Source organism: Janthinobacterium sp. OK676 (assembly GCF_900103595.1).
In the GTDB taxonomy this organism is placed as follows: Bacteria; Pseudomonadota; Gammaproteobacteria; order Burkholderiales; family Burkholderiaceae_D; genus Janthinobacterium.
In genome coordinates this window covers 73,944-95,454 of record NZ_FNHA01000009.1, presented here as the reverse complement: position 1 = coordinate 95,454, position 21,511 = coordinate 73,944, and the positions used below count along the sequence as shown (strand labels likewise).

Below are 21,511 nucleotides of genomic sequence, written 5' to 3'. Positions count from 1 at the left end.
CCGAGTGCATGGTATGAGCGGATCATTTAGCCAGCCCTCGGCGCCGGTTTGGAGATGATGATGCCTGCAGCCGACGCAGCAGCACCCACGAGCGACAGCCCCTGCGCCTCGACCTTAAACTCCAGCGGCTGTGGACGGGTAGCGTTCGGTTCCTCCATCGTTACAAGGAATTTGGCACCATTCGTCTTGTCCAGATAGCGCTGATAGCACTTCTTGGCCTGAATGTGAGGTGGCTGGATTTGCTCCCGGCCCTCTTTGGTGTCGAGGATAGGGCAGCTGGAACTGACGATGTAGCTCCCTTCTTTTCCAGCCAACAGGATATCTTCGACGTACGGTTTCGGTACCGTCTCATACGTGCCCTTCACATCGCTGAGTGCCAGATAGCTGCAGTGATGGGGGATGTTGTACAGGTCCCATGCGAGTCTGTCCATGTTGCCATGGGCCTTCGTGGTCTTGACAATGTCCTCCAGCACGCACCACTCCGAATCGCCAACTGCCAGGAAATCGTAGTGGCTCTCGCCCTGACGGAAGCGGACATTGAAGATGAGCGAGGCCGCGTTACGGAGGACATCTCCCTCGTCCACGTGCTTGATGAAGGGTGAGTGGCAGAAGAATTCAACGCCGTCTGCGTCCAAGGAGAGGTCCGGTGCGATCTTGCCAGCATCGGTTATGAGATGACGCCGCGATTCGAGTGTCAGCCCATTATCCTCCAGCCAGCCCTTCAGCTTCTCGGGTTTCGAAAAGACGCGGATGCCCGTGCCTTGCTTCAGGCGGTAGCGCGCCTCTTGCCGCCAGATGATGAACTCCGCGGATTGTTGATCGTTCGTCGCGTTCTCAAGCACCAAGGCAGCGGGTACCCACAGTGTATCGATCTTAACCCTTCCGTCACCCTGGTATTTGGCGGCGTGCGTCAACTCGAAAAACTCAGTGCTGTTCTCGATATGGTCGGAATCGCCGTGGGTGAACGCCACCACGTCGAACGAATTACGTCCCGCGTCTTTGAGCTCCTTTTTGAGGTGGGCTTTGAGGTTGATTTCTGGGCCTTCGCCCGTTTCGGTTTTTTTGCGATGGCGATAGTCCATCAGAATGCGTTTGCCGTTCTCCAAAATGATCTGGCAAGTATCGCCATTGCCGACAGGGTAGAACACAATTTTATGAGCCATGTTATTTGTTTCCTTCAGTAAACATTCACAGATGGACTCTTCGTCCTCAGTAGTTTTAGAAATTACTCGTTGCATTTTTGTTGAAAAAATCACAGCGTCTGCTTTCAGGTTGGTCTCCAAACCGTAGAAGCTGATGAAGGCAACTGTAGTTCTTTCGAAAAATTTGTTATAGGAGTAATATCGGAGCTTTATTGATTTAGAGCAATGTTGGCATGGCTGCTTACCTCGGAAACTTATTCAAGCGCATAGGCTACTTATTGCCACCGATGTTGGCCGAAGATGATGTAAGACAGGACTTGGATCGAAGCACTTTGGCTGCCCGATTGGGTGATATTGCTACGCAGGGGGAGATAGAGGCCACCTTAGCCACTGTCGAGCGGTTGTTCTGTGCCCTTGCCATGCTTGATCTTGACAGTGCTGCCAGAGGGACTTGGCGATTCCAGTCCTACGCTGCATGGTTAGTAGCGCGTTCCCTGCTTGAGACTATGGCAACTGACCTGCACACTATTGTCGATCCTGGCTATTGGGGGACGCAGGCCAGTGACAGCGATATTGATGAGCAACGCGCCTTATTACGCCGGCTTGAAACTGGCCGCTTGCGCTATCACCCAACACAGGAATCCAGACCAATCCGTTTCGTCTATGTCGCATGGGGTGTGCTTCGCGTGGGTGATAAGTTTCTGTTGTACGCACGGGAAGATAAAAAACGTGCCGATGCGCAAGGATACTTTGGCTTGCCGGGTGGTCGCTTCAAGTTGAGCGATGTCCCGTTGGCAGCGCGGCCGCAGCAAGCGGAATACGATTTCGCCTATGGGACCACTCACTGGCCAATGCAATATCTTCAGCGCTCACTGTTTCGTGAGTTACATGAAGAGCTGGGCCTGTCGGAGCAAGATCATTACACGTGCGGCGAAGCTCTCGACGTCCCGCCTTATTGCCGAGTTGAAGGCGCTAGAAATCATCACGCGTATACCGAATATCGAATTCGTCTTTTCCCGCTGCGACTAAATACCCTCGGCGTCGTTAAACTTTTTGAGAGGCTACAGCTTTATCCAGAATTGTTCGCTTGGTTTACTGCGGACGAATTAGGTGTAGAGCGCAATCTCGATGGGCAGCGCGCTTTTGTTACGGCGTTAGTTGAACATTTTGGTACCGGAATGGAAGCAATGGCAGCTTTGCCGCTCGCGATCGATGAACCTTATCTATTTTCCACTCCCCACGTTGGGGTGGATATCCCACTTACGCTTGACGGTAATCTGACGAGCGGTCGTAGCGGCAAGCCCTTGAAAGTCTATGCAGCGCAATTGACAGAAACGGAGCATGGGTGGTTGTGGGCGCTGGCCTGGCATGCGAAATCGCTGCCATTTACTGGCGGCCTAGGAAGTAAGTTATTGCTTCCGCTTGGCTGGGTCCGAATCGACGATATGTCTGCCGTACAGAGTCTTCGAGCGAAACTGGAAACGAGTAATTTGAGACTCGTGCAGATACTGGACAATCAATATGCGCGCTTGTCCATCGATCCGCGCCATATCTACTTCGACTCCCAATTTTTCAGCTATCAACTGCATGGAGACGTGCGTACTTGTAGCCTCGAATTATTTTGCGCCACTCTTGAAACGCCGTTAGGCTGGGTCCAGCATGAGCCTGTGAGCGTGGGACTGAATATGACTTTAGCGGCGGAATTGCGTCATGTCAGTGGTTTGGAGCTTCTCGCCGACACGACGCCATCATCAGACCACGTGCGTCGCATGCTGGATGAGGCTTTGGGGGCACAGGCCAAAAATCTTGGGCTGCGGCAATTAATCACTGGTCTATCTTACGAGCGCAAACATTGGAAATTTACGATACCGTTAAGGGGTAATCCCCCCTCACATTTTTAGAGCGCTCTAAAAGTAGAGGTTAAGCGGCCATGGCAAGCTTCCTTTTTGGCGTGATAGCGTCAGGTACCATGCCGCGTCAGCCGTGATCGCAACTCCACCGCCATCGCGCACCCGATTTGGCCATGCGCACGTAGCAGACGACGGGCTAGTTTATGGTAGCCAACTGTGCCGCTATCGCGCGCATAAGCAGGCGCTCTGCTGTCCCGATCGGATAAACCATCCTTCGCCGGCGGTTGCGGCTAGGGAAGGCCTGCTTTTGCTAGCAGGCGGTAGGAGCCTGTACAGGGCAGGGGAGATAGACAGGCCAGACCCGGCCTCGTCGGTGGATCAGGCAGACGCGAGATCGCACAGCAAGCGTCTGGTAGGGCGCCCGGGCCCCTCAGGCGCTCCATCGGATTTTCATCAGCCAAGAACGATGGATCATGTGTGCCGTAGGTAGCATAGACGCAACCCAGTTGACTGCCAGAATATTGTCGGAGCAATACATGCAAATTCACACTAGGAACGAACGTTTTTCGATGAATGGGACAGAGCCAACGCGCTGTTGGAGTGCAACAAGAAATGGCTCTGGCGTTTCCAAACTAGGAAGCGCGGCCTCTCCGCCTTTGCCTTTGAGCAGGATCTGAGCAATATCCTCGCTGAAAAAGCGACGTTTGATTGTAACTGCGTGAACGCCTTGGTAGGGAATCACATAACTTGCGTCAGACGATTCGACTGAAATGCCTTCATCGATAAGCACATACGACACCGTAGTAAGTTCAGCCGCAGTCTTGCGAAGACGTCGAACTTGCATAAGTCCAATTCCGCCAACGACGAGTCCTGTGAAAAGAAATGGTCCAGTAGGGGCGTCCCTGGATTTTGCTGGTCCAAGGAACATTAGGTAGCTAAGGAGTAGCATGACGCTCACCAACACAACTACAACTCGCCTAGGGCCACGTTGAAGGGACTTGATGTATTGTGCTGAAGGTTTGTAGCGCATGGATATGTAGCCTTGAGTCGAGTAGTCGTCAAAGTATATGGCGGAAAACGAGTTGCGACAAATGGCCGCTCTTAGCTGGTGCCGTCGTTGGCGGATGCCGCCCCGAAGCGGTCCTTCAACTGCTGAGTAAAGACGTGATTTCTCGCCACCTGATACTGTGCGGGAGCTCGTTACCGTGCAAGAACGCGGTGAAATATTGAGTAACCAACGGAGCTGATAGCCATTCGTCGGCTCGAAGCCTTACCTGGCCGCCGCTGAAGGCGAGGATAGTACCATCTGGATGTATGCCGCTCGGCGTCTCAAGATACGCGCGGAAGTGCTTTCCATCAACTACAGTACGTTTTTCAAGTAGGCAGGTAAGGCCACCTCCGGCCACTTGAAGATAATTCCCAAGCTCATCTGTCAACGACGCAAAAGATGATGGGCCATATGAGCGCAACTTCGCAATCTGTGAACTTACTTGAGCAGCTGTTGGGTCTTGTTTCGGCTGCTTTTTCTCGACTTCGAATAACACATCATGTCCTTGGAAAACTAGCTGATGAAAATGACTGCTTCTGGCCCAGACTGTGTAGAAACGTCGCTCATTCACGCAGCGACTGCTACCTTCAACGAAGCAGTTCGTGAGTGATCCGGCCACCGCATGACACCAGCAGATATTCCGCGACTTTCTCAGCGAGTCCGGCGTTTGGTGAGCGAATTTGAAGAACAAGAGGTTCGAACGAGCTTGGATCGATGTGAACCTCAGCATCTGCCGGACCTTCGCGCATCCGAAGAGAAAGCTCGGTCCAGAGCGTGTCATCGGGATTCATACTGTTCCCGTCTGAATCAACGTTCGCGTCTGGACCCCAAAGATGGTCTGCGACTCGATAAAAGGGAGGTCGGTCCACCGGGGCGACAAGATAGAGGATGGAATCAGCTTGCAAGGTGTCCCCAGAGTAAATTACCGACTTCAGCGGAGGTGTTGAAAAAGCGCCGAGTTAGGTAAACGCAAATTATTCGTCAAACGTTAAGCAAGTATCTCATCAATACGGGTGCAAGATGGAGCGCTTTATCGAGGGCGAAGACCGAGGACAGGGAATGCTGCTGCCCGAGCTGCTGGACGATTACGTTGCCGAAACCAACCCGGTTCGCGTTGTCGACGCGTTTGTCGACGAACTCGACCTAGGCAAACTGGGGTTCGAGCGGGTGCAACCGGCAAAGACGGGTCGGCCGTCCTACCATCCGGCATTGCTGCTCAAGCTCTACATTTACGGCTACCTCAACCGCATCCAGTCGAGCCGTCGGCTCGAGCGCGAAGCGCAGCGCAATGTTGAATTGATGTGGTTGACAGGACGCCTTACGCCGGACTTCAAGACGATCGCGAACTTCCGCATGGCCAACGGCAAGGCAATACGCAATGTGTGCCGGCAGTTCGTCGTGCTGTGCCAGCAACTGGACCTGTTCTCGGACGCAGTGGTAGCGATTGACGGCAGCAAGTTTAAGGCAGTCAACAGCAGTGATCGTAACTTCACGCAGGCCAAGCTCAAGCGCCGGATGGAGGAGATCGAGGCGAACATCAGTCGCTATCTGGCGGAACTCGATACCGCTGACAGGCAGGAACCGGCGACAAAGCAAGCGCGCAGCGCCCGGCTGAACGACAAGATCGCGGCAATGAAATCGCAGATGGCGGCGCTCAAGGAAATCGAAGCGAAACTGGAGGCGACTGGCGAAACGCAGATCTCGCTGACCGACCCGGACGCCCGCTCCATGATGACGCGAGGCTCAGGCATCGTCGGCTACAACGTGCAGACCGCGGTCGACGCCAAGCACCATCTGATCATCGAACACGAGGTAACTAATATCGGCAGCGACCGCGATCAACTGTCGGGAATGGCCAAGAAGGCTCGCACCGCAATCGAGGCAAGCTCGCTAACTGTGATCGCTGATCGCGGCTACTTCAAAGGCGAGGAAATCCTGGCGTGCAAGCAGGCCGGCATTACCGTGCTGGTGCCGGCGACTAAGACCTCCAATGCCAAGGCCGATGGGAGATTTGACAAGGCCGACTTCGTCTACGATCGGGAAAAGAACGAGTACCGCTGCCCGGCAGGTCAAGCACTGATCTGGCGTTTCGCCGCAGTCGAAAAATGCATGACGCTCAACCGTTACTGGAGCTCGAACTGCAAGGCCTGCCCGCTCAAGGACAAGTGCACGCCGAGCCAGCAGCGCCGGGTTACGCGTTGGGAGCACCAGGACGTGCTCGACGACATGCAGGTGCAGCTCGAACACAGTCCCGACGCCATGCGAATCCGACGCTACTCAGTAGAGCATCCGTTTGGCACCATCAAGTCGTGGATGGGAGCGACGCACTTCCTGACGAAAGGCCTGGAGCGCGTGAAGACCGAAATGAGCCTGCACGTACTCGCCTATAACCTCAAGCGTTTGATAACGTCGCTTGGTGTCGTCGGCATGATGGAAGCGGTCAGGGCGTATGCCCTTTTACTGGCCCTACAGCGCGTGATTGGCGCGATTGCCGTGCTGCCTCAATCGGGAAACCCGGAAACTCGGCACGGCGCTCTGCGCGGCCTAACGAGACGCACAACACGCATCGGCATGTATAGTTCTCCTGGCAGGGCCTGATTCTGCGTTTTTACACGGCCTGGGCCGATTGTTACCATCAAATAATGGATCTTTCCCACAAACTTACGCGCGTCCAAACGTTTCTAGGGAGCCAGCGAGTTTGTAGTCGGTAAGTCCATAAAGTTTCTTTAGTAATGCGTCGATCGCTTGAATTAGCATGTTAGGGTCAGCTGACTTGTACTGAACACATGCCAGCCGGCCGGGCGACCAATCGATGATCTGTGCAGGCTGAAGTACTGCAAAAACGTCGGTGATGAGTGAGACCGGTGAAGAATTTTCCGTATAAGAGAAATCCATGTAGTCGCCGTAGATCAGTATCCATACGTCAGGACGCCCAACAACGCTTAGTCTCGCGTAAGACTCCCTTGATGGAAGCTCATTATGGAGATTTAGGCTGTCAAAGGCTCCCTGCAAAATCCGGCGAACTTCTTCTTTTGATTCCTCTTGCATAGCTAACCCTACTCAACTGATGAATGACTTTAATGCTCTGCATCTCGCACGTTTGCACGACCGTCCGCTCCTGGCCGATTACGGTAATTTACCCAATACGTGTGAAGATTGTTACGTCGCTACTCGTCGCGTACGCAAATGAGTTGCCGCACCACGAAAATCCGTATGCCAGCAAATAGTCCGAAGCAATCGATACGCATCCCGCCTGTTGGCCTTCGATAAGCGCTGATTTGTATGGAGCACAGAAAATCAAAGTAGACTTGGGCCAGTCGGGAGAAACAACTTCCAGCCGCTCAGCGCGGCGAGTCGACGTCGGGAGGCCACCACCGTTCAGCCCCGAAATCGGAATTGTTTCGCCGTCAAGGGGGCCGATGCCCTGGCATACAAGTTGGGCAGGCTCGTACCATTCTCCATCGGCCTCATCATCGCGTGAGATTTTTTCTCCTCGCGCACAGTCAATTACTCCCCTTCCGCTGTTGGAGATGACGAGCAGAAGTTCCGAACTCTTGGAAAAACCGATTTCTGTTAAGCCTCCTACCGCAATTTTCCCCATGTTTTTCCAACCCTCTGGAGATGCACAGGACGGCAGATTGGATAGCAAAGCAATCAGCCTCTGGCGGTTCTTTTTTTCGTAATCAGTCATGAGGCGATAATAAGTAAAAAATTGCGACAGTCAGGTCCTGGCTGCAGATTCAATCATTCAACGCAACACTTTAACTTAAATGCATCGTTGCAGAGTGGAAATGATGCGAGAGATAACTCGAATCGATTGCGCCGCGTCCCGTGGAAACCGAGATAAAGGTCGCAAGGCATTTTGCCGCGTGAACGTTAATGCATGAGCCTCCCGAAGCTCAAGTAGCTTTTGCTAGCGCGTGGCAGGAGTCTCTGCAGGGCAGGGGAGATAGACAGGCCAGACCCGATCTCGTCGGTGGATCAGGCAGCTACGAGATCGCACGCCAAGCGCCTGGCAGGACTCCCAGACCCGAACACGATCCATCGCTTGTTTCAAAAACTACGAATCAGGAGAATCTAAGTTACTGGTGGCGATTCACTCACCGATCAATAACGCGACAGAACCGCTTCTAAAGTTCGGTCAGTATTCGTTCGTCTGAACTGCAGTGATACATCTGGGAGCAACGGCTCCAGGCGTCCCTCGCCAACAGCGCTTTGTTTCACCACTTATGGAGTCCAGACGCCATGCGTTTCCATCTTGATCAACCAGTAGCTGGTACCTACCCGAGGGAATCGTGGCATTCTGGCGTTCCTGGCATCCAGGCAGTGTCAACAAGAGAATTATGGCCGATGCAATACATTTCATGATATTTTTCCTCGTTAGAGTAGCGCCCGTGCCATAGTAGACAATTGGGTTACATCTGCTCGGCCAAGATTGTCAATCAGAGCAATTTTCTTGGTAACACCATTGAGGGACGTGCCCATGACCACTCCTTTTAAGTTGTCAGGGTCGATCCAAAAGCGGTCGTGAAATTTATTCGTTTCGACGTCGCGAATTTGAATGGCGGGAATTAGCTTTCTAAGGACGGCATGCATAGGCAATCGCTCAGATGAAGGACTGCGCTTGCTGAAAACCGTAATTCTTTCCAATGTTGCCGAAATATTAGTCATCATTTTCTCAAATAGTGCAACGACAGGAGCCTCACGTGAGTAAAAATATGGGTCAATGATGAACAGATGTTTTGCACCATTCAGCCTGCTGATAAACCCAAGAATCAGATTTTCAATTTCATCAATTTTGAATCCTGGGTGCATTATCGAATCGCAAGTAATGTGGTAGTTGAACAGGCTAGAGATACCGTTTTCCACGATCCAGTCACGTAGTACATCGCGGATGGATGTGGCGTCAGTTTTGTAAAATAAGAAGTCTTTAGACAGTTCTGGAGTGGCGATGGCGCGAGTGAAAAAATCACTGCTATCAACGCCTTCCTTTATGCTTTTCACGAACACAATTTCTGTTTTCTTGGTCATTCTGTTTCCTGGTGTTAGTGACTGTATTCAGTGGTAAGTGAATAAACAATTACGGCATTCTCTCGATGTGAAGATTTTTCTAGACATGTAATGTCTAGCATCACTATTATAAGTGAAATTAACAATAAGATAATTTCGATATTCTTGGCTTATCTTTATGTTTTCCCTGAAGTTCAAGTTTCGGAGTTTGGTCCTGGATTAGTCCTAGGTATCCAGTCCCGCCTAGTTACAAATGCGCGCCAAGAATAACTCCGGCTTCCTCTTCTGCCATTCCTTGAGTGCCTGGATGGGCGTATTTGCGCCGATGGCCCGGTGCGGAATGTGGTGTTTGTAAAGCTTTAAATAGTTGAGCAATGTCGGCTCCAGATCGGCCGGGCTATCGCCACCAGAGTTGATGGCTGCAGGGACTTGATTCTGACAGATGGCTTTCGCCCCAAGCGGACTTTCGCACAAGCATGTGACAATGCGTGAGTTTTGCTGATTGGCAACTTGTTATGCTCTTGGGCGGTTAACGGCCAAGAACGGACTTTACGTAGGTTAATTCTAGCTTCTAGCTTCTACTTTGCAGCGTAAGCGATCGCTGGAACGGCGGTCATAGCTGAGTTTGGATAGCGCCGAAAAATAAATGGAGGCAGTGTTGGCGTTGAACTTGGACTTTAGACGTATTCGAGAACATCGAGGAACTCAGAGCGGCGGCTTCGAAGAACTCTGCTGTCAGCTGGCAGCCCTGGAAGACCCGGCGGCGGGCTCTCGGTTCATCCGCAAGGGCCCAGGGGCAGACCAAGGGCTCGAGTGCTACCGAGCCTATGCGGACGGTCACGAAGTTGGCTGGCAAGCGAAATACTTCATCGGCGGTTTCGAGGACGGACAAGTCGGTGACCTGGTCGATTCGTTGAAGCGAGCCCTTAGCGCCCATCCACAGCTGACGAAATTCGTCGTGTGCCTGCCCGTCGACCTGCGTGACAACCGGTCGGGCCGGAAGGCCAGCGAAGTTCAGCGCTATGAGAGGTGGCGCAAGAAAGGCGTCGACGAAGCAGCAGCCAGCGGGCGCACCATCGAAATCGAACTCTGGAGCGCGTCCAGCGTCGGCGAGCGCCTTGGGCGCGACGACCCCATGTACTCTGGACGGGCACGCTACTGGTTCGATTCGGTCAAGTTCAGCTCGGCTTGGTTCCGCGACAAGCTCGACGTACAGCGCCACAACCTGGGTGAACGCTACAGCCCCGAAAGTCACGTGGAGCTGCCCATCCAGCAGGCCTTGCAAGCGGTGGCTCGCGATCCAGAACTACTCGCGATGCCTGCGACCTGGGCTGCCGAGATTACGTACAAGATGGACGGAGCGTCCGGTAGCTTGTCGCGCGAAAAGCTGTTGACGATTGCCGACCGAGTACGACACACCTGCGAACTGCTTCTGCAAAGCCTTGGTGCACCTCCCGCAGCGTTGGAGGCATCTGTGCCGCTGGAGAGCTGGGCGGCCTTAGCGGTCGCAGCCATCGACAGCATCTCCGAAGCACTGGCCGAGGTCCAAGACAAGGTTTCCGACAAGAGCCGTTACCTCCTTCGCAAAGACCTCTTCGAACTCTACTCGGCGGTCGACCATGTCCGCGATGAGATTGCGAGCGAGCGCTGGCAGCTCATGAACAAGCGGGAACTGGTCATCTCGGGCCCAGGCGGCATCGGCAAATCCCACCTCGTCGCTGACTTCGGACACAAGCAGCTTGAGGCAGCTCGTCCCTTCATTCTGATCCTCAGCGGAAGCCTCACCGATGGGGATCCCTGGGAGCAAATCCGTGGTCAGCTTGATTTGGCCCAAGTCACCAATGCCAACTTCCTCGGCGCGCTCGACGCCGCAGCTGAAGCCGCTGACTGCCGGGCAGTACTGGCCATAGATGCCCTCAACGAGCGGCATGGTATCGCGCTTTGGGCGACGCGCTTGTCCGGGTTCATCCGGTTGGTACAGAGGTTCCCTCGACTGGCACTGGTGTTGACCATTCGCAGCACCTACTTCCGCTTCCTCCCGCTTAAGGAGCTCGCGCGCGTCGTGCACCCCGGTTTCGCAGGACACGCCGGCGCCGCAGCAAAGGCCTACCTCGACCGACGTGGCATCGCGCGACCCAGTTCTCCGAACCTGGCCAGGGAGTTCGAGAACCCACTGTTCCTTCGAACCTGCTGCGAGTATCTTGACGCCGAGGGCCTGAAGCAACTACCAAAGGGTATGGACGGCGTCACCGCCATCTTCGACTTCTACCTGACCGCAGTGGCGAACAAAGTCCAGAGGGAGCTGAAGCTCATCCCCGAGCTTACGATTCCGCGCAAGGCGTTGGAGCAGTTCCTGGAAGCGTGCGCGGTCCAGGGCGACGGCGGAAGCCTGTCCATGGAAGACACCATCACGCTGCTGGAAAGCGTTCACAGCTCGGGCGGCTATACGGAGCGTAGCCTCTTTTCAGCCTTCATGTCTGAAGGTGTGCTCACGCAGGACGTCGAGTGGCAGCCAGGCGGCTCCCAAAAAGAAATCATCCGATTCACGTTTGAACGACTGTCGGACCACCTACGTGCCAAACGGCTCATCAGCCAGATCGACCGCACAGACGTAGATGGCTCGTTCCGGCGCGCGCCGCTGGCCACTTACTTCGAGCCGTATGAAAGCTGGCGGTTTGCCGGGGTCATCGAGGCCCTGGCAGTGCAACTGCCGGAGAAGTTCAACCTCGAAATCTTCGATGTCTTGTCCGCGGAGGCCATCGACGACCCGTCTCTCCTCGACGCCTTTGAAAGTTCGCTGGCGTGGCGAAGCCCGACGGCGTTCACAAGCCGGACAGCCGGATGGGTGGACAAGCTCTGCGAGGTCACTGGCCGCTCGGCCTACGGCTTGATGCTGCTCGTAAGCACCGAGCCTGAGAATTTGTTCAATGCCAACTGGCTACACAACAAACTGTGGCCGGGTCCAATGCCGCAGAGGGACGCTGTGTGGTCTGTGTTCCCGGCCGTAGATGACCTGGACGAGGGCGGTGCCGTCGCCTCGCTCATCGACTGGGCTTGGGAGGCCGACGCCAGCGAAGTCGACGAGAAACGTCTCCGGCTCGCGACGGTCACGCTGACCTGGTTCTTGTCTACCAGCAACCGGGCCGTTCGTGACCGCGCCACCAAGGCCCTCGTGAACCTCCTGTCCTGTAAGCTCGGTCACGCTGCTGCGCTCGTCGACCAATTTGCCGCCGTCGACGACCCATACATCACAGAACGCCTTCTCGCTGCCTGCTACGGCGCGGTAATGCAGGGCATGGACCGAGCACGTTGCAGGGTGCTCGCCGCATCTGTCTGGAAAAACTATTTTGCTGAAGGTAAGCAGCCGCCGCTTAACATCATGACTCGCGACTACGCCTTTGGTATCCTGCTCTACGCCGAAGCTGCCGGGGAGCTGCCCACGCAGATCAACCTCGATGCATGCAGGGCAAAGTTCAAGTCAGCCTGGCCGCTGGAACCGGTGACGGATGAGGACCTTAATAAGTACCGAGACCGCGGCTACGGCGATTCGATTTGCTCTTCCACGGACCAACACGGTGACTTCGGCAACTACACCTTGCGCCACTGGCTGCACGACATCGTGGACGCCCCGCGCACTCGTGCTGGCAGCACCACGAAGGAACTTTTCGAGCACTGGCAGGAAGCGCTCATGGACAAGGTGACCACCGAGCAGGCAGAAGCCTACCTTGCGCTGCGCCGGCTGACAGTCGATTACCGGCTGCGGCCCATGCGCGGCTCCTTCAGCGCAGCGAGCAGGCGGGAGTCCGAGCGTCTATTGGCCGAAGTCGGGAGAGCCAACGAGGTCTTCAAGGAGACTCTGTCGGAGGCGTTGCGCACCGAATACGCCGAATTCGCCGAGTACTTCCTTCTTGAATCAACGCGAATGAGCGATGACAACAGGCGCCCGTCGGAGCCTGAGTATGGCCCTGTACGGCGATGGATTTGTGAGCGAGCGCATCAGCTCGGGTGGACCGAGGAGCTCTTCGAGCAGTTTGAGAGGGGCGGGAATATCAGCCACGACCGTATGGGTAAGCATCGAGTGGAGCGCATCGGCAAGAAGTACCAGTACATCGCACTCGCAGAGGCAGCAACCCGTATGACTGACAACCTTGCGATGTGTTCTTGGGAAGACGAGGGTAGGCTCAGGGCATTCGAGCCGGGCCCTCGAGGCCGCGACATGAAGAGGGACCTGGACCCGTCGCTGCTCGTTCGAAGCACCCTCGAAACAGGCTGGCAATCTGCACCGGTCACATGGTGGACTCCATCTGCACCCCGACTACCATCTGGCGATACCGACCTACTCCTGGCATGGTTGCACGTAGAAAGCGACCTCTGCAATGAAGTCGGTCAAATCGAGGTTACCAGCCCCGACGGCGAAGGTTGGCTAACGGTTTACGGCTTTCGTCGCTGGATAGTGCCGGGCCAGGGGCGGCGCACGCACGCGGATGCCTGGTCGCGCATCAGCTGCCTTGTTACCGCTCTAGGCAACGGTCCCCAGCTAGCAAAGGAACTGCTCGGCAGGCATCGGGGCGACGCGTCTCGTCTGCGGGAAAGCGACTCCCTGAGCCCGTTCCTAGGAGAGCATGGGTGGCGCGACACCCGGCAAATCGAGCTGGAACAGAACATCAGGGCTGGCATCACAATTCCGTATGCCAGCATCGTGGAATCACTGAACGTTGAAGGCAGCGGCAACGACAACTCGGTCGACGACGGGTTCTCGCTCTACCTTCCCTCGTCAGGCGTCATTAATGTGCTGGATCTTCACCTGCGCAGCGGCAAGGCTCCGGAGTACGTCGACGCCGGCGGCATTCTTCGTTGGCAGGGCCCCTCACTGCGTTCGCGCGGTTCAGGAGCCGGCGTCGTATCCAGCGACTACTTCCTGACGAAGCTTGCGAGTGCTGGTCTAGAACCCGTATGGGTGCTGGCCGGCGAGAAGAACGTGTATGCAGGCCAAGGTTTTGGGGGCTCTAGAGGTGGATTCGGAGGGAGCCTGTATCACACCACGGCCTTCGCGATGGATGCCGGTACCTTGACGTCATTTGGCACGCGGACTGATTTTCATGCACCCAGCGCAGATCAACTTGAAAAGCTGAAGGCCTGATGGGCTATCAGCTACATCGGACCTCGACATCTATGCGTTGCCGCCAATGAGAGCATGGTGTCGCAAAAGGTACGTAACGCTCTAGTTTCAAAGGGATGACACATCGAGACCGTCAGCTAACTTCTTGGCTTCCGCATGTACGCAGGCGGCGGAAGCGGTGTTGCCAGCCCAGTGTGCGTTCGACCACCGAGCGCCGTTTACCCAGGCGATCGCGCGACTTGAGGTGATTGCACAACAACGCTTTATCCGTGCCCCGCCGCACGCGCATAAGCGATAGCAAACGATTCGTATGGCTGCAGGCTGAGGTGGTCGATCCAGCTGTCACGCTGGGCATAATTGCTGATTAAGCCTTGCCCGGCAATGCCGTGCAGCGTTGCCGGCAGTCACCGAAGCAGCCTCAGGGTAATAGTCAACAGCCGGCCACGCCAGCGCGGTGGACTTGGTCGACCATCTGCCCGCGCCGCTGCAAGATCGACTAGCAACGCAGCACCTGGTCGCGATGTGGGCGGCACCGGGTTCATCAGTTGGTTGCTGCCGGCAGCCGGGTAAGAAGTCGGGGCTGCACCGTGCCATTCTCGACCATGGTTGGGGCGAATTCAGGCGGCAACTCTCCTACATGATGGAATGGGACGGTGGCACGTTACTGGCCACGCCACCGTACCACACCGGCCAGACGTGTCCGGCTTAGGAGTCGGGTGGGCCGTAACGGCGCGTGCGCCACCGCTTCAACAACAAGCTGCTCGCGATCCTACAAGAGCCGCATTTCAAGCGACTGGCGAGTGTCTAGTGAATTCGTAGCAATTCAGCTTAAACCAGCCCCAGCCCCAGTACCGCACAGCAGCCGTGAACAATGGATAAGAAGAGCCAACACTACTGGCGACGATTCAAACCTTCGGTCTACACTGCCCGCGTCTGCATCGTTGGCACCTCTTGAATATCCAAGCAATTCGAGACGCTCAAGCCGATTCGCACAGATAGGAAGTCTGGAACCGGATAGTCCGTCGCGTCCATCCATCAATCCATGAGCCAGGACATCAGCATCAACTTCACAAGCAGAGCGTGTTGGCCGTTCACTTAGACTGAATAGCTACTCTTGGCCGTCTCGAAGAACCTCTCGCCATATTCGCGCGGTTTCTGAACCTCTCGACTTGCAAAAACGTTGATGACAAACTTCCCTCGCATAGCCATGTACTGGGCCAGACCTGCTGTTGTAAGCACGACATAACACCCCTCGCCAAAGATAGAATCGTCATCGAGATCCACCGGCCCTGCATCGCGCCACCAAACAATTCTTGCTACGATGTTTCCATTGGCGTCAAGGTACACGCCAGAGGCATTGGTGTGCGCCCGCCACTGGAGTTTTCGCAACCAGTTGGGGCAGAGTACGATGGGATAGGTCGCAGAATCTAGCCCACGGTCAATTGAACATACCAGCTTCCTGATGAATGTCGGCGCCGCATCGTTATCTAGTGGCAGCACCCGGCCTATCCAGACAGCGGCTGGTAACTGCATATAACAGTCATCAAACCTCTCATTTTCGATAGAAATTTCTGGGACGCGAATACGGTGAAGCAGAAGTTCCGTTTGCCGGGGCTTGTAGATCTTGAACCGCGAAATCTCCGCTATGACATGCTCGTCTCGTTGGCCTAACCAAGGAGCAACATCACCGACGACGTTTTCTGCCCACACTCTTTCACCCTCCGTCCAGCTAGCGTCACGGGCGACGAGTGGCCGGTGCAGGCCGATCGGACGTACTTGTGGAAGCGACAGAGGTTGCGGTGGAATTGGCGCATTCAGGCGCTCCAGGAGCACTGGGATGTCATCGGGTTTCAGCAAGCCTGCCTGGCGAAGCTCTCCTGCCACATGACGAAGCGCTATTGCAGCAATCAAGGCATGGGGCTTCAAATACGTCATCTTCATCTCAAGAGCGCGCAACTCACTCTCTAGGCGCGTGATTGCCTGTGCCCCGAACGCATCAAGCCCGCCCCACTGATGGATGAACATGGCAGCCCGCCGCCGGATTGTCAGCTCGTCAACGTCTGCAGCTTTTGCTAGAGCCTGCGCCGCGGAGCGCAACATCTGCGTCCATCCAAGCTCTGACTCGACTCGCATGGCACCGGTTCTCTCGTCCGTCAACGCGCTGCCTACCTCCGGTAAGCCAACGAGTTCGAGCTGGTAGAAAAGCGGCAGCGGTTGCGGACCCATTCCGACGGGAATACCCCAGCGATTAGCAAGCAACGTAGCAGCCTCCGCAACCGCGAAATCCCTGTGGTTGACTAGTGCAGCCACGGTGGCGCCTAGATGGGGAGGGAAATGATCGAGCTCGCCTACAAACAGGCTCTGCAGCGCTTGCAATGGCGCATCCAGGTCGCCACCCAGGAGGCGTCGAATTGTTTGTTCAAATACAGCTTGGCCTTGACCCGGCTGCACAGCCAACTTCAGGACGTAGTTTCGTGCGTGCCGTTGAATCTCGGTGACTGGCAGCCGCAGCGCAAAGTGCAGCAGTTCCACTAGTATCTCGTCATCTCTGAGCGGCTGCGTGACTGACTCGAGGGGCTTGCCAATCTGAAACTCGCGCGTGCAAGCCATCTGCTCGGCTAATAGCGACCAGATGGCCGGCCAGTCCGGCGCCGCGCTGATCACCGGCAAAATTGAATCAATCTCGGTAAGCAACGATTGCGTGCTCTCCTGACCGGCGACTACCGAATCTACGAGATTCTCAAAGGCAGCAGGGTGCATGCTCTCGCCTTCTAGCAGTCGTCGTGCCTCAAAATAGCGGAACTTGCCGCCGCCCATCCAGTGGCTCCAAGAACTCCATGGATCTTTGCTTTGCTCGTAGTCGCGCACAAGCTTTCTAGCATATTCACAGTCGCCGGCCTCAGCAAGCCGCTTTACTAACAAGAAACGGCAGCGCGCATCAGACTGCAGAGTTTCCCAGCGCTCATACATTCGCTGAACGAGATTGAGTGGGCCGGACTCAGCCAACTCAGCAAAGCGGTAAGGGGCGTTGTAATTCAGCTCGTCCGTCTCCGCCTCGAACGCGCGTTCAAGTGCGTCAAGAGTCGCCTCAGAGTCGTACTTGCTCGGCGTATTGGAACGGCGGGCTTCTGGGGCTTCTGATGCCCAGCGTTTCACTGCCGCATCCAGCTCGGCTGACTTCAAACCATGTTTGGCTGCGGCGGTGCGAAGACGCTGAAGAAGCGGAAGTCGCTCATGCGCTCCGCTGGCAACTTCGATCGCGTCCAACAGCAGCTGTGCCAGCTGGGCAATTTGCCCTAAACTCGCTGCGTCAGCGGCAACGTCAATGAACTCTCCGATGTAATGTGGATCACGATAGTACGGCTCCCTGTAGAACGGCAAGCAGAGTCCACACCAGACCGTAGCACAAATCATGAAAAGTTCGGGACGGCGACGGACCATCCCAATCATCAACAAGTCGACGCGGTTAGGCCACGGAATCAAGTGCAAGTCTGCAAGAGACTTTGATACCTCGAATCCGAATCGCGGGCCAACCTGCATCGCCTCGTTGATGAGCGACATAGTCAGTCGATGGGCTGCAGATGATCCCTCCGTCTCCGTCATACCTGAGACCTGACGCATAAGCAGCGAAACCCTCTGAGCCCGTTGCTCGGGATCAACGCTATTCGCAAGAACCATGATGTCCCGCCAGATGGCATATTGAGGATCCTTCTTCGGAGGCAAAGCGTATCCGAGGCATTGTTCAGGTACTGCAGCCAGCACAAGCTTTGCACGTTCAACATCTCCGACTGCAGCGAAGGAGATGGCCAGATCCGCTAATCCATCAAGCTGTTCACTGGGTGTATCCTCACGAAGCTCCCCGGCGAGGGCGCCGAGGCGGGCTGCTGCGGTTACGCGGTCTCCGTCAATCCGATACGCCGTGACAGCCAACGTCCGCCGAAGGTACCAGGTACCGCTCAGCGTCGAGGCAGCAATTGCACCCTCGATCTCATGAAGGGCCGCACGGTACTCCGACTCGCCGCATTTGGCAGCGACTTCAAGAAGGGCGCGAGCAAGCACCGGCACCGCCCTCACGGCTTGTCCGATGCGATACGAGTCGGTGCCACCATTTGGGTTGAGTCGCAACACGTACCTCAGTGTGTTGCGGGCCAGCATCTGGACACCGCCAGCGGGTACAGAGGAGTGATCTTTCGAAATGCGCCCAAGAAGCTCGCCAATTTTGGAAGTGTATGTTTGGAGATATTGCCAAGGTAGATGTTTGGAGAGCGTCGCATCCGGGATTGGTTTATCCAACAAGGTACATAGCCTCGCGTGATCCATCACCGCGCTGATCAATTCAACCAGTCCAGAGAGATCAGTCTTATCGTCGGCCATTGAAACCATTGGGGCCACCAGATTTTTGAACACGTTTAATGCAAATTCGTGGTGCCCTGAGTCCACTGCAACAAGTGCCACGGAACGACGCAGACCATTGGGAACCTCGTCAAATTCCGGCAACTGAGAGGCGGCATCCAACATAGTGAGTGCTTGCGCGGAATTGCCACGGCCATGTGCCATGAGCGCGGCTTGAACCATCAACGACGCCCTATCTTCGGCGGAGACTCCGATCTTGCCGCAGAGCTCTTCTGCGTCCATCCCGGCAGACTGAACAAGCATCGCCTGTGCAACCTCTCGCCGAAGGTGCCGCTTTAAAGCGGCGATCGTCTCTTCAGAGAGCACCTCCGATTTTTGCTTTAAGCCCCAGGCGGCCAAGTGATCAATCGCCTGCTGGATTTGCTCGTGATCTCGGAAATGAAAGGCACGCCGCGCCCACTTTTCAAACTCTTTAACGTTGTACTGGTTACCGTCCTGGAACTTCGACGTGTGGAGTTGTGACAGCGGCTCCAGGGTATCAAACAAGTCCTTAGCACGGTCGAATTCTCCGCGCTCGAGCAGGGCATCTACAACTTTGTAGCCTCTATTCGGAAAATCCTGAACGAATGAGACAGCAGCATCGATGTCGCCGACAGCCAGCATTGCTAGCGGCAACCGATCAGCATACTCCAGTGCCGCTTCACGCCTGCCCACTTCATCACTGCAGAGCAGGAGCCGCGTGAGAGCAGTTGCATCGAGCGTCAAGCGGACAGCAAACAATGCCAAGCGAATATCGGCGTGGATGTCAGATATCGGGCGACCTGCTGCCAGTTGTTGCCGGAAACAATCTGGCGTCGCCAACGACAACACATCGTCTTGGTCACCTGCGCGAGCCCGATATCGCAGTTCAAGCCACCGCTGCAATGATTCCTGCGGCGCCCCCTTGGCCAACTGTGCAAGGTCTCGGTAGACGCGGGTGGAGTATTCAGTATCGATGCTGCCGAGACGTGTCCGCGGCTGAGCGATCACAAACAGCCGGAAGCTATTGTGAAACACACTCCATCCTTGCGAGGTTTCACGTAGTAGGTGGCGCGCAACCACGAGTGCGCGCTCTATCGCATGCTCTGGCACCACCGTGGCCAACAACTGCAGTGGCATAGGCGCTTCGGCTCTAACCATAAAACCCAGCACATTCATGGCATCGCTATCGCTGGAAATTTCCCGCCAAGCGGACCTGTATAGTGACTCGATATCACCGTCGAACGCCATCCCGCCGGAGAGCAAGTGCTTGCGGCCCGCATCGTCAGCCCGCAACAGCGCCTGGATTAGGTACCGAGTAGCCAACGGATGTCCATGGCTGATGTTGCACACATCCAAGCGGGAAATTTCTGGGTCTAGACTAAGTGCGTCGGCCAGTCGAGCAACCGCTTCGCGACTGAGGGGCCGCATTCGCACAAGTCGCTCGGTCTTCTCCGCCTGCTCTTTAACTGCAGGTTTCAGATATGCGAGATCCAATCGTTGGGTACCAAGCACGAACGTGACGCCGGTGGGGATGGCAGCAGGAAGCGGCAGCTCGCCCAGCAACGAATGTGTCGGCCGCTCTTCCCGCGGTACGTGGTCGAGCCCATCAACAATGATGATGGTACGTATCCCGTCGCGCTCGTAACGAGCGCCAGCTTGGTTCAGCAGGGCGCCAAACTGTTCGCGGCGTTCGTGCAGCGAGTTGTCGCGTAGACGCAGCCCAACTAATCCACCGTTACGCAATTGCGTGTCGACGTCTTCTAAGAAACTGTCGGCTTCGCCCCGTCCCACGCCTTGAGCGCTGCCAGGCACATAGGCTAAATATCGCACCAAACGGATGTTCGGTTCAGTGGCCAGCGCTACCTGAAGCAGGGTCGACTTGCCTGAACCGGGCGGACCTATGAGCGAAAGGTAGCCTTGGTCGGCGGAACGCAACGCCTCCAGCAAGAACATCTCAGTGGCCCTGTTGCGCTGCACGTAGGTCCCCACCGGAAACCTATGGATGTGCAGTGTCTTGGTCGGATCCCGCCATCCGAGCTCCTGCAGGAGCTCGTCTCGGGACCACCTATCCTTGTCTCTGGCGTCAGAGACCAGCTTCGGCAGCGTTCTGGCAATTTCCGAAGCCAGTCGAGACTGTTCGGCGCTGAGCTTGTGAGACTGAATGAACTCCGCCGCGGCGCCATGCACAACACGCAGGCTATGCAGGAACCGTTCAAATTCGGCTTCGATCAAGTTCGACGCGCCTAGCAGTAGATCTACGAAGCGGCTCCAGCTAGAGAGCCGCCATTCGTGCAATGATCTATAGGGGAAACGTTCAAACTCATCTAGAAATGCCGCGCTGTGTGGGGGTGTTTCGTCGCCAAGCTTGTCGTTGACTGACGGGATGTCATCCACGACCAGACGGATCTCGATGCGGGAATCAGGATTAGCCTTGCTCAAGCACTGCCAAGCATGGATCAATGGTTTCAGTAGGCCGTTCGCCCCAGTAAATATCGTCCCCACCGTGAAAGTACTTGGGAACTGGGATGTCTTGAACTGATGGCCGACCACCAACCCATCAAATCCGAGCACTAAATCGTCAGCTATACCTGCACTGCGATCGGCCACACCAACCCACCGGAGTTGATCATGCTCAAGCGCGGCATAAATGGCTGCGCCAGCTTTCTCATACTGGCCAATATACCCTCGGAGCGCCCGTCGCTCTCCTTCGGCAGGAGGCGTCACATGAACCAGTGAAGGAGACTTATTATTCATTTAAACCGAAAAGATTTGTATGATGATGCCAAAGTGCTATTGGGTGTCTGGGTTTGCCTTCAGCTATGGACTGCAACACGGGGGCACAAATCATCCGTTGTGTTGCGCACAGCGAATGACCGATTCCAATTGCGGATTCAATCGGCATGCTTCAACACTTTAACCTAAATTGATAGTTGTAGAGGGGAAATGATATGAAAAAGATCTTGAATCG

General features: G+C 55.5%; 10 protein-coding genes and 2 pseudogenes. 4 read left to right on the top strand and 8 right to left on the bottom strand.

Features of this window, described 5'->3' with window-relative positions; all coding sequences use genetic code 11:
* Nucleotides 1–26: 26 nt before the first annotated feature.
* Nucleotides 27–1,163: a ComEC/Rec2 family competence protein gene (locus BLU39_RS18085; RefSeq protein ID WP_092715426.1), complete on the bottom strand. Its 1,137-nt coding sequence runs from the start codon at nt 1,161–1,163 to the stop codon at nt 27–29.
* A 212-nt stretch (nt 1,164–1,375) separates the two neighbouring features.
* Here BLU39_RS18085 and BLU39_RS18080 point away from each other — a divergent pair, with 212 nt between their 5' ends.
* Nucleotides 1,376–3,043: a hypothetical protein gene (locus BLU39_RS18080; RefSeq protein ID WP_092715424.1), complete on the top strand. Its 1,668-nt coding sequence runs from the start codon at nt 1,376–1,378 to the stop codon at nt 3,041–3,043.
* 493 nt (nt 3,044–3,536) lie between these two features.
* Here the strand turns inward: BLU39_RS18080 and BLU39_RS28285 are convergent, their stop codons facing one another.
* The 3 genes from BLU39_RS28285 to BLU39_RS28800 all read right to left on the bottom strand — a co-directional run bounded on the left by BLU39_RS28285 (nt 3,537) and on the right by BLU39_RS28800 (nt 4,831).
* Nucleotides 3,537–3,836, bottom strand: a complete 300-nt coding sequence (locus BLU39_RS28285) for a hypothetical protein (protein ID WP_139178350.1) — start codon at nt 3,834–3,836, stop codon at nt 3,537–3,539.
* A gap of 301 nt (nt 3,837–4,137) precedes the next feature.
* On the bottom strand, nt 4,138–4,536 hold the full coding sequence (locus tag BLU39_RS18075; RefSeq protein ID WP_076573158.1) for a hypothetical protein: 399 nt from the start codon (nt 4,534–4,536) through the stop codon (nt 4,138–4,140).
* Nucleotides 4,537–4,627: 91 nt separating this feature from the next.
* Complete coding sequence (locus tag BLU39_RS28800) at nt 4,628–4,831, bottom strand: hypothetical protein (protein ID WP_217635089.1); 204 nt, start codon at nt 4,829–4,831, stop codon at nt 4,628–4,630.
* A 229-nt stretch (nt 4,832–5,060) separates the two neighbouring features.
* Here BLU39_RS28800 and BLU39_RS18065 point away from each other — a divergent pair.
* Nucleotides 5,061–6,488, top strand: a pseudogene (locus BLU39_RS18065) (IS1182 family transposase); the annotation flags it as partial.
* A 213-nt stretch (nt 6,489–6,701) separates the two neighbouring features.
* Here the strand turns inward: BLU39_RS18065 and BLU39_RS18060 are convergent.
* The 3 genes from BLU39_RS18060 to BLU39_RS18055 all read right to left on the bottom strand — a co-directional run bounded on the left by BLU39_RS18060 (nt 6,702) and on the right by BLU39_RS18055 (nt 9,071).
* Entirely contained in the window at nt 6,702–7,088 is a 387-nt protein-coding gene (locus BLU39_RS18060; RefSeq protein WP_092715420.1) for a hypothetical protein, read from the bottom strand.
* 88 nt (nt 7,089–7,176) lie between these two features.
* Nucleotides 7,177–7,731 carry a hypothetical protein gene (locus BLU39_RS28280; RefSeq protein WP_139178348.1) on the bottom strand — a complete coding sequence of 185 codons (555 nt, stop codon included), beginning with the start codon at nt 7,729–7,731 and terminating at the stop codon, nt 7,177–7,179.
* A gap of 689 nt (nt 7,732–8,420) precedes the next feature.
* Nucleotides 8,421–9,071: a hypothetical protein gene (locus BLU39_RS18055; protein ID WP_092715418.1), complete on the bottom strand. Its 651-nt coding sequence runs from the start codon at nt 9,069–9,071 to the stop codon at nt 8,421–8,423.
* A gap of 637 nt (nt 9,072–9,708) precedes the next feature.
* Here BLU39_RS18055 and BLU39_RS18050 point away from each other — a divergent pair.
* The gene (locus tag BLU39_RS18050) at nt 9,709–14,190 is read left to right on the top strand and encodes a hypothetical protein (protein ID WP_175539352.1); all 4,482 of its coding nucleotides are present in this window, start codon (nt 9,709–9,711) and stop codon (nt 14,188–14,190) included.
* A gap of 538 nt (nt 14,191–14,728) precedes the next feature.
* Nucleotides 14,729–14,872: pseudogene (locus tag BLU39_RS29020) on the top strand (RNA-guided endonuclease TnpB family protein); the annotation flags it as partial.
* Between the two features lie 392 nt (nt 14,873–15,264).
* Here BLU39_RS29020 and BLU39_RS18040 read toward each other — a convergent pair.
* Nucleotides 15,265–21,297: an ATP-binding protein gene (locus BLU39_RS18040; protein WP_092715413.1), complete on the bottom strand. Its 6,033-nt coding sequence runs from the start codon at nt 21,295–21,297 to the stop codon at nt 15,265–15,267.
* Nucleotides 21,298–21,511 lie beyond the last annotated feature (214 nt).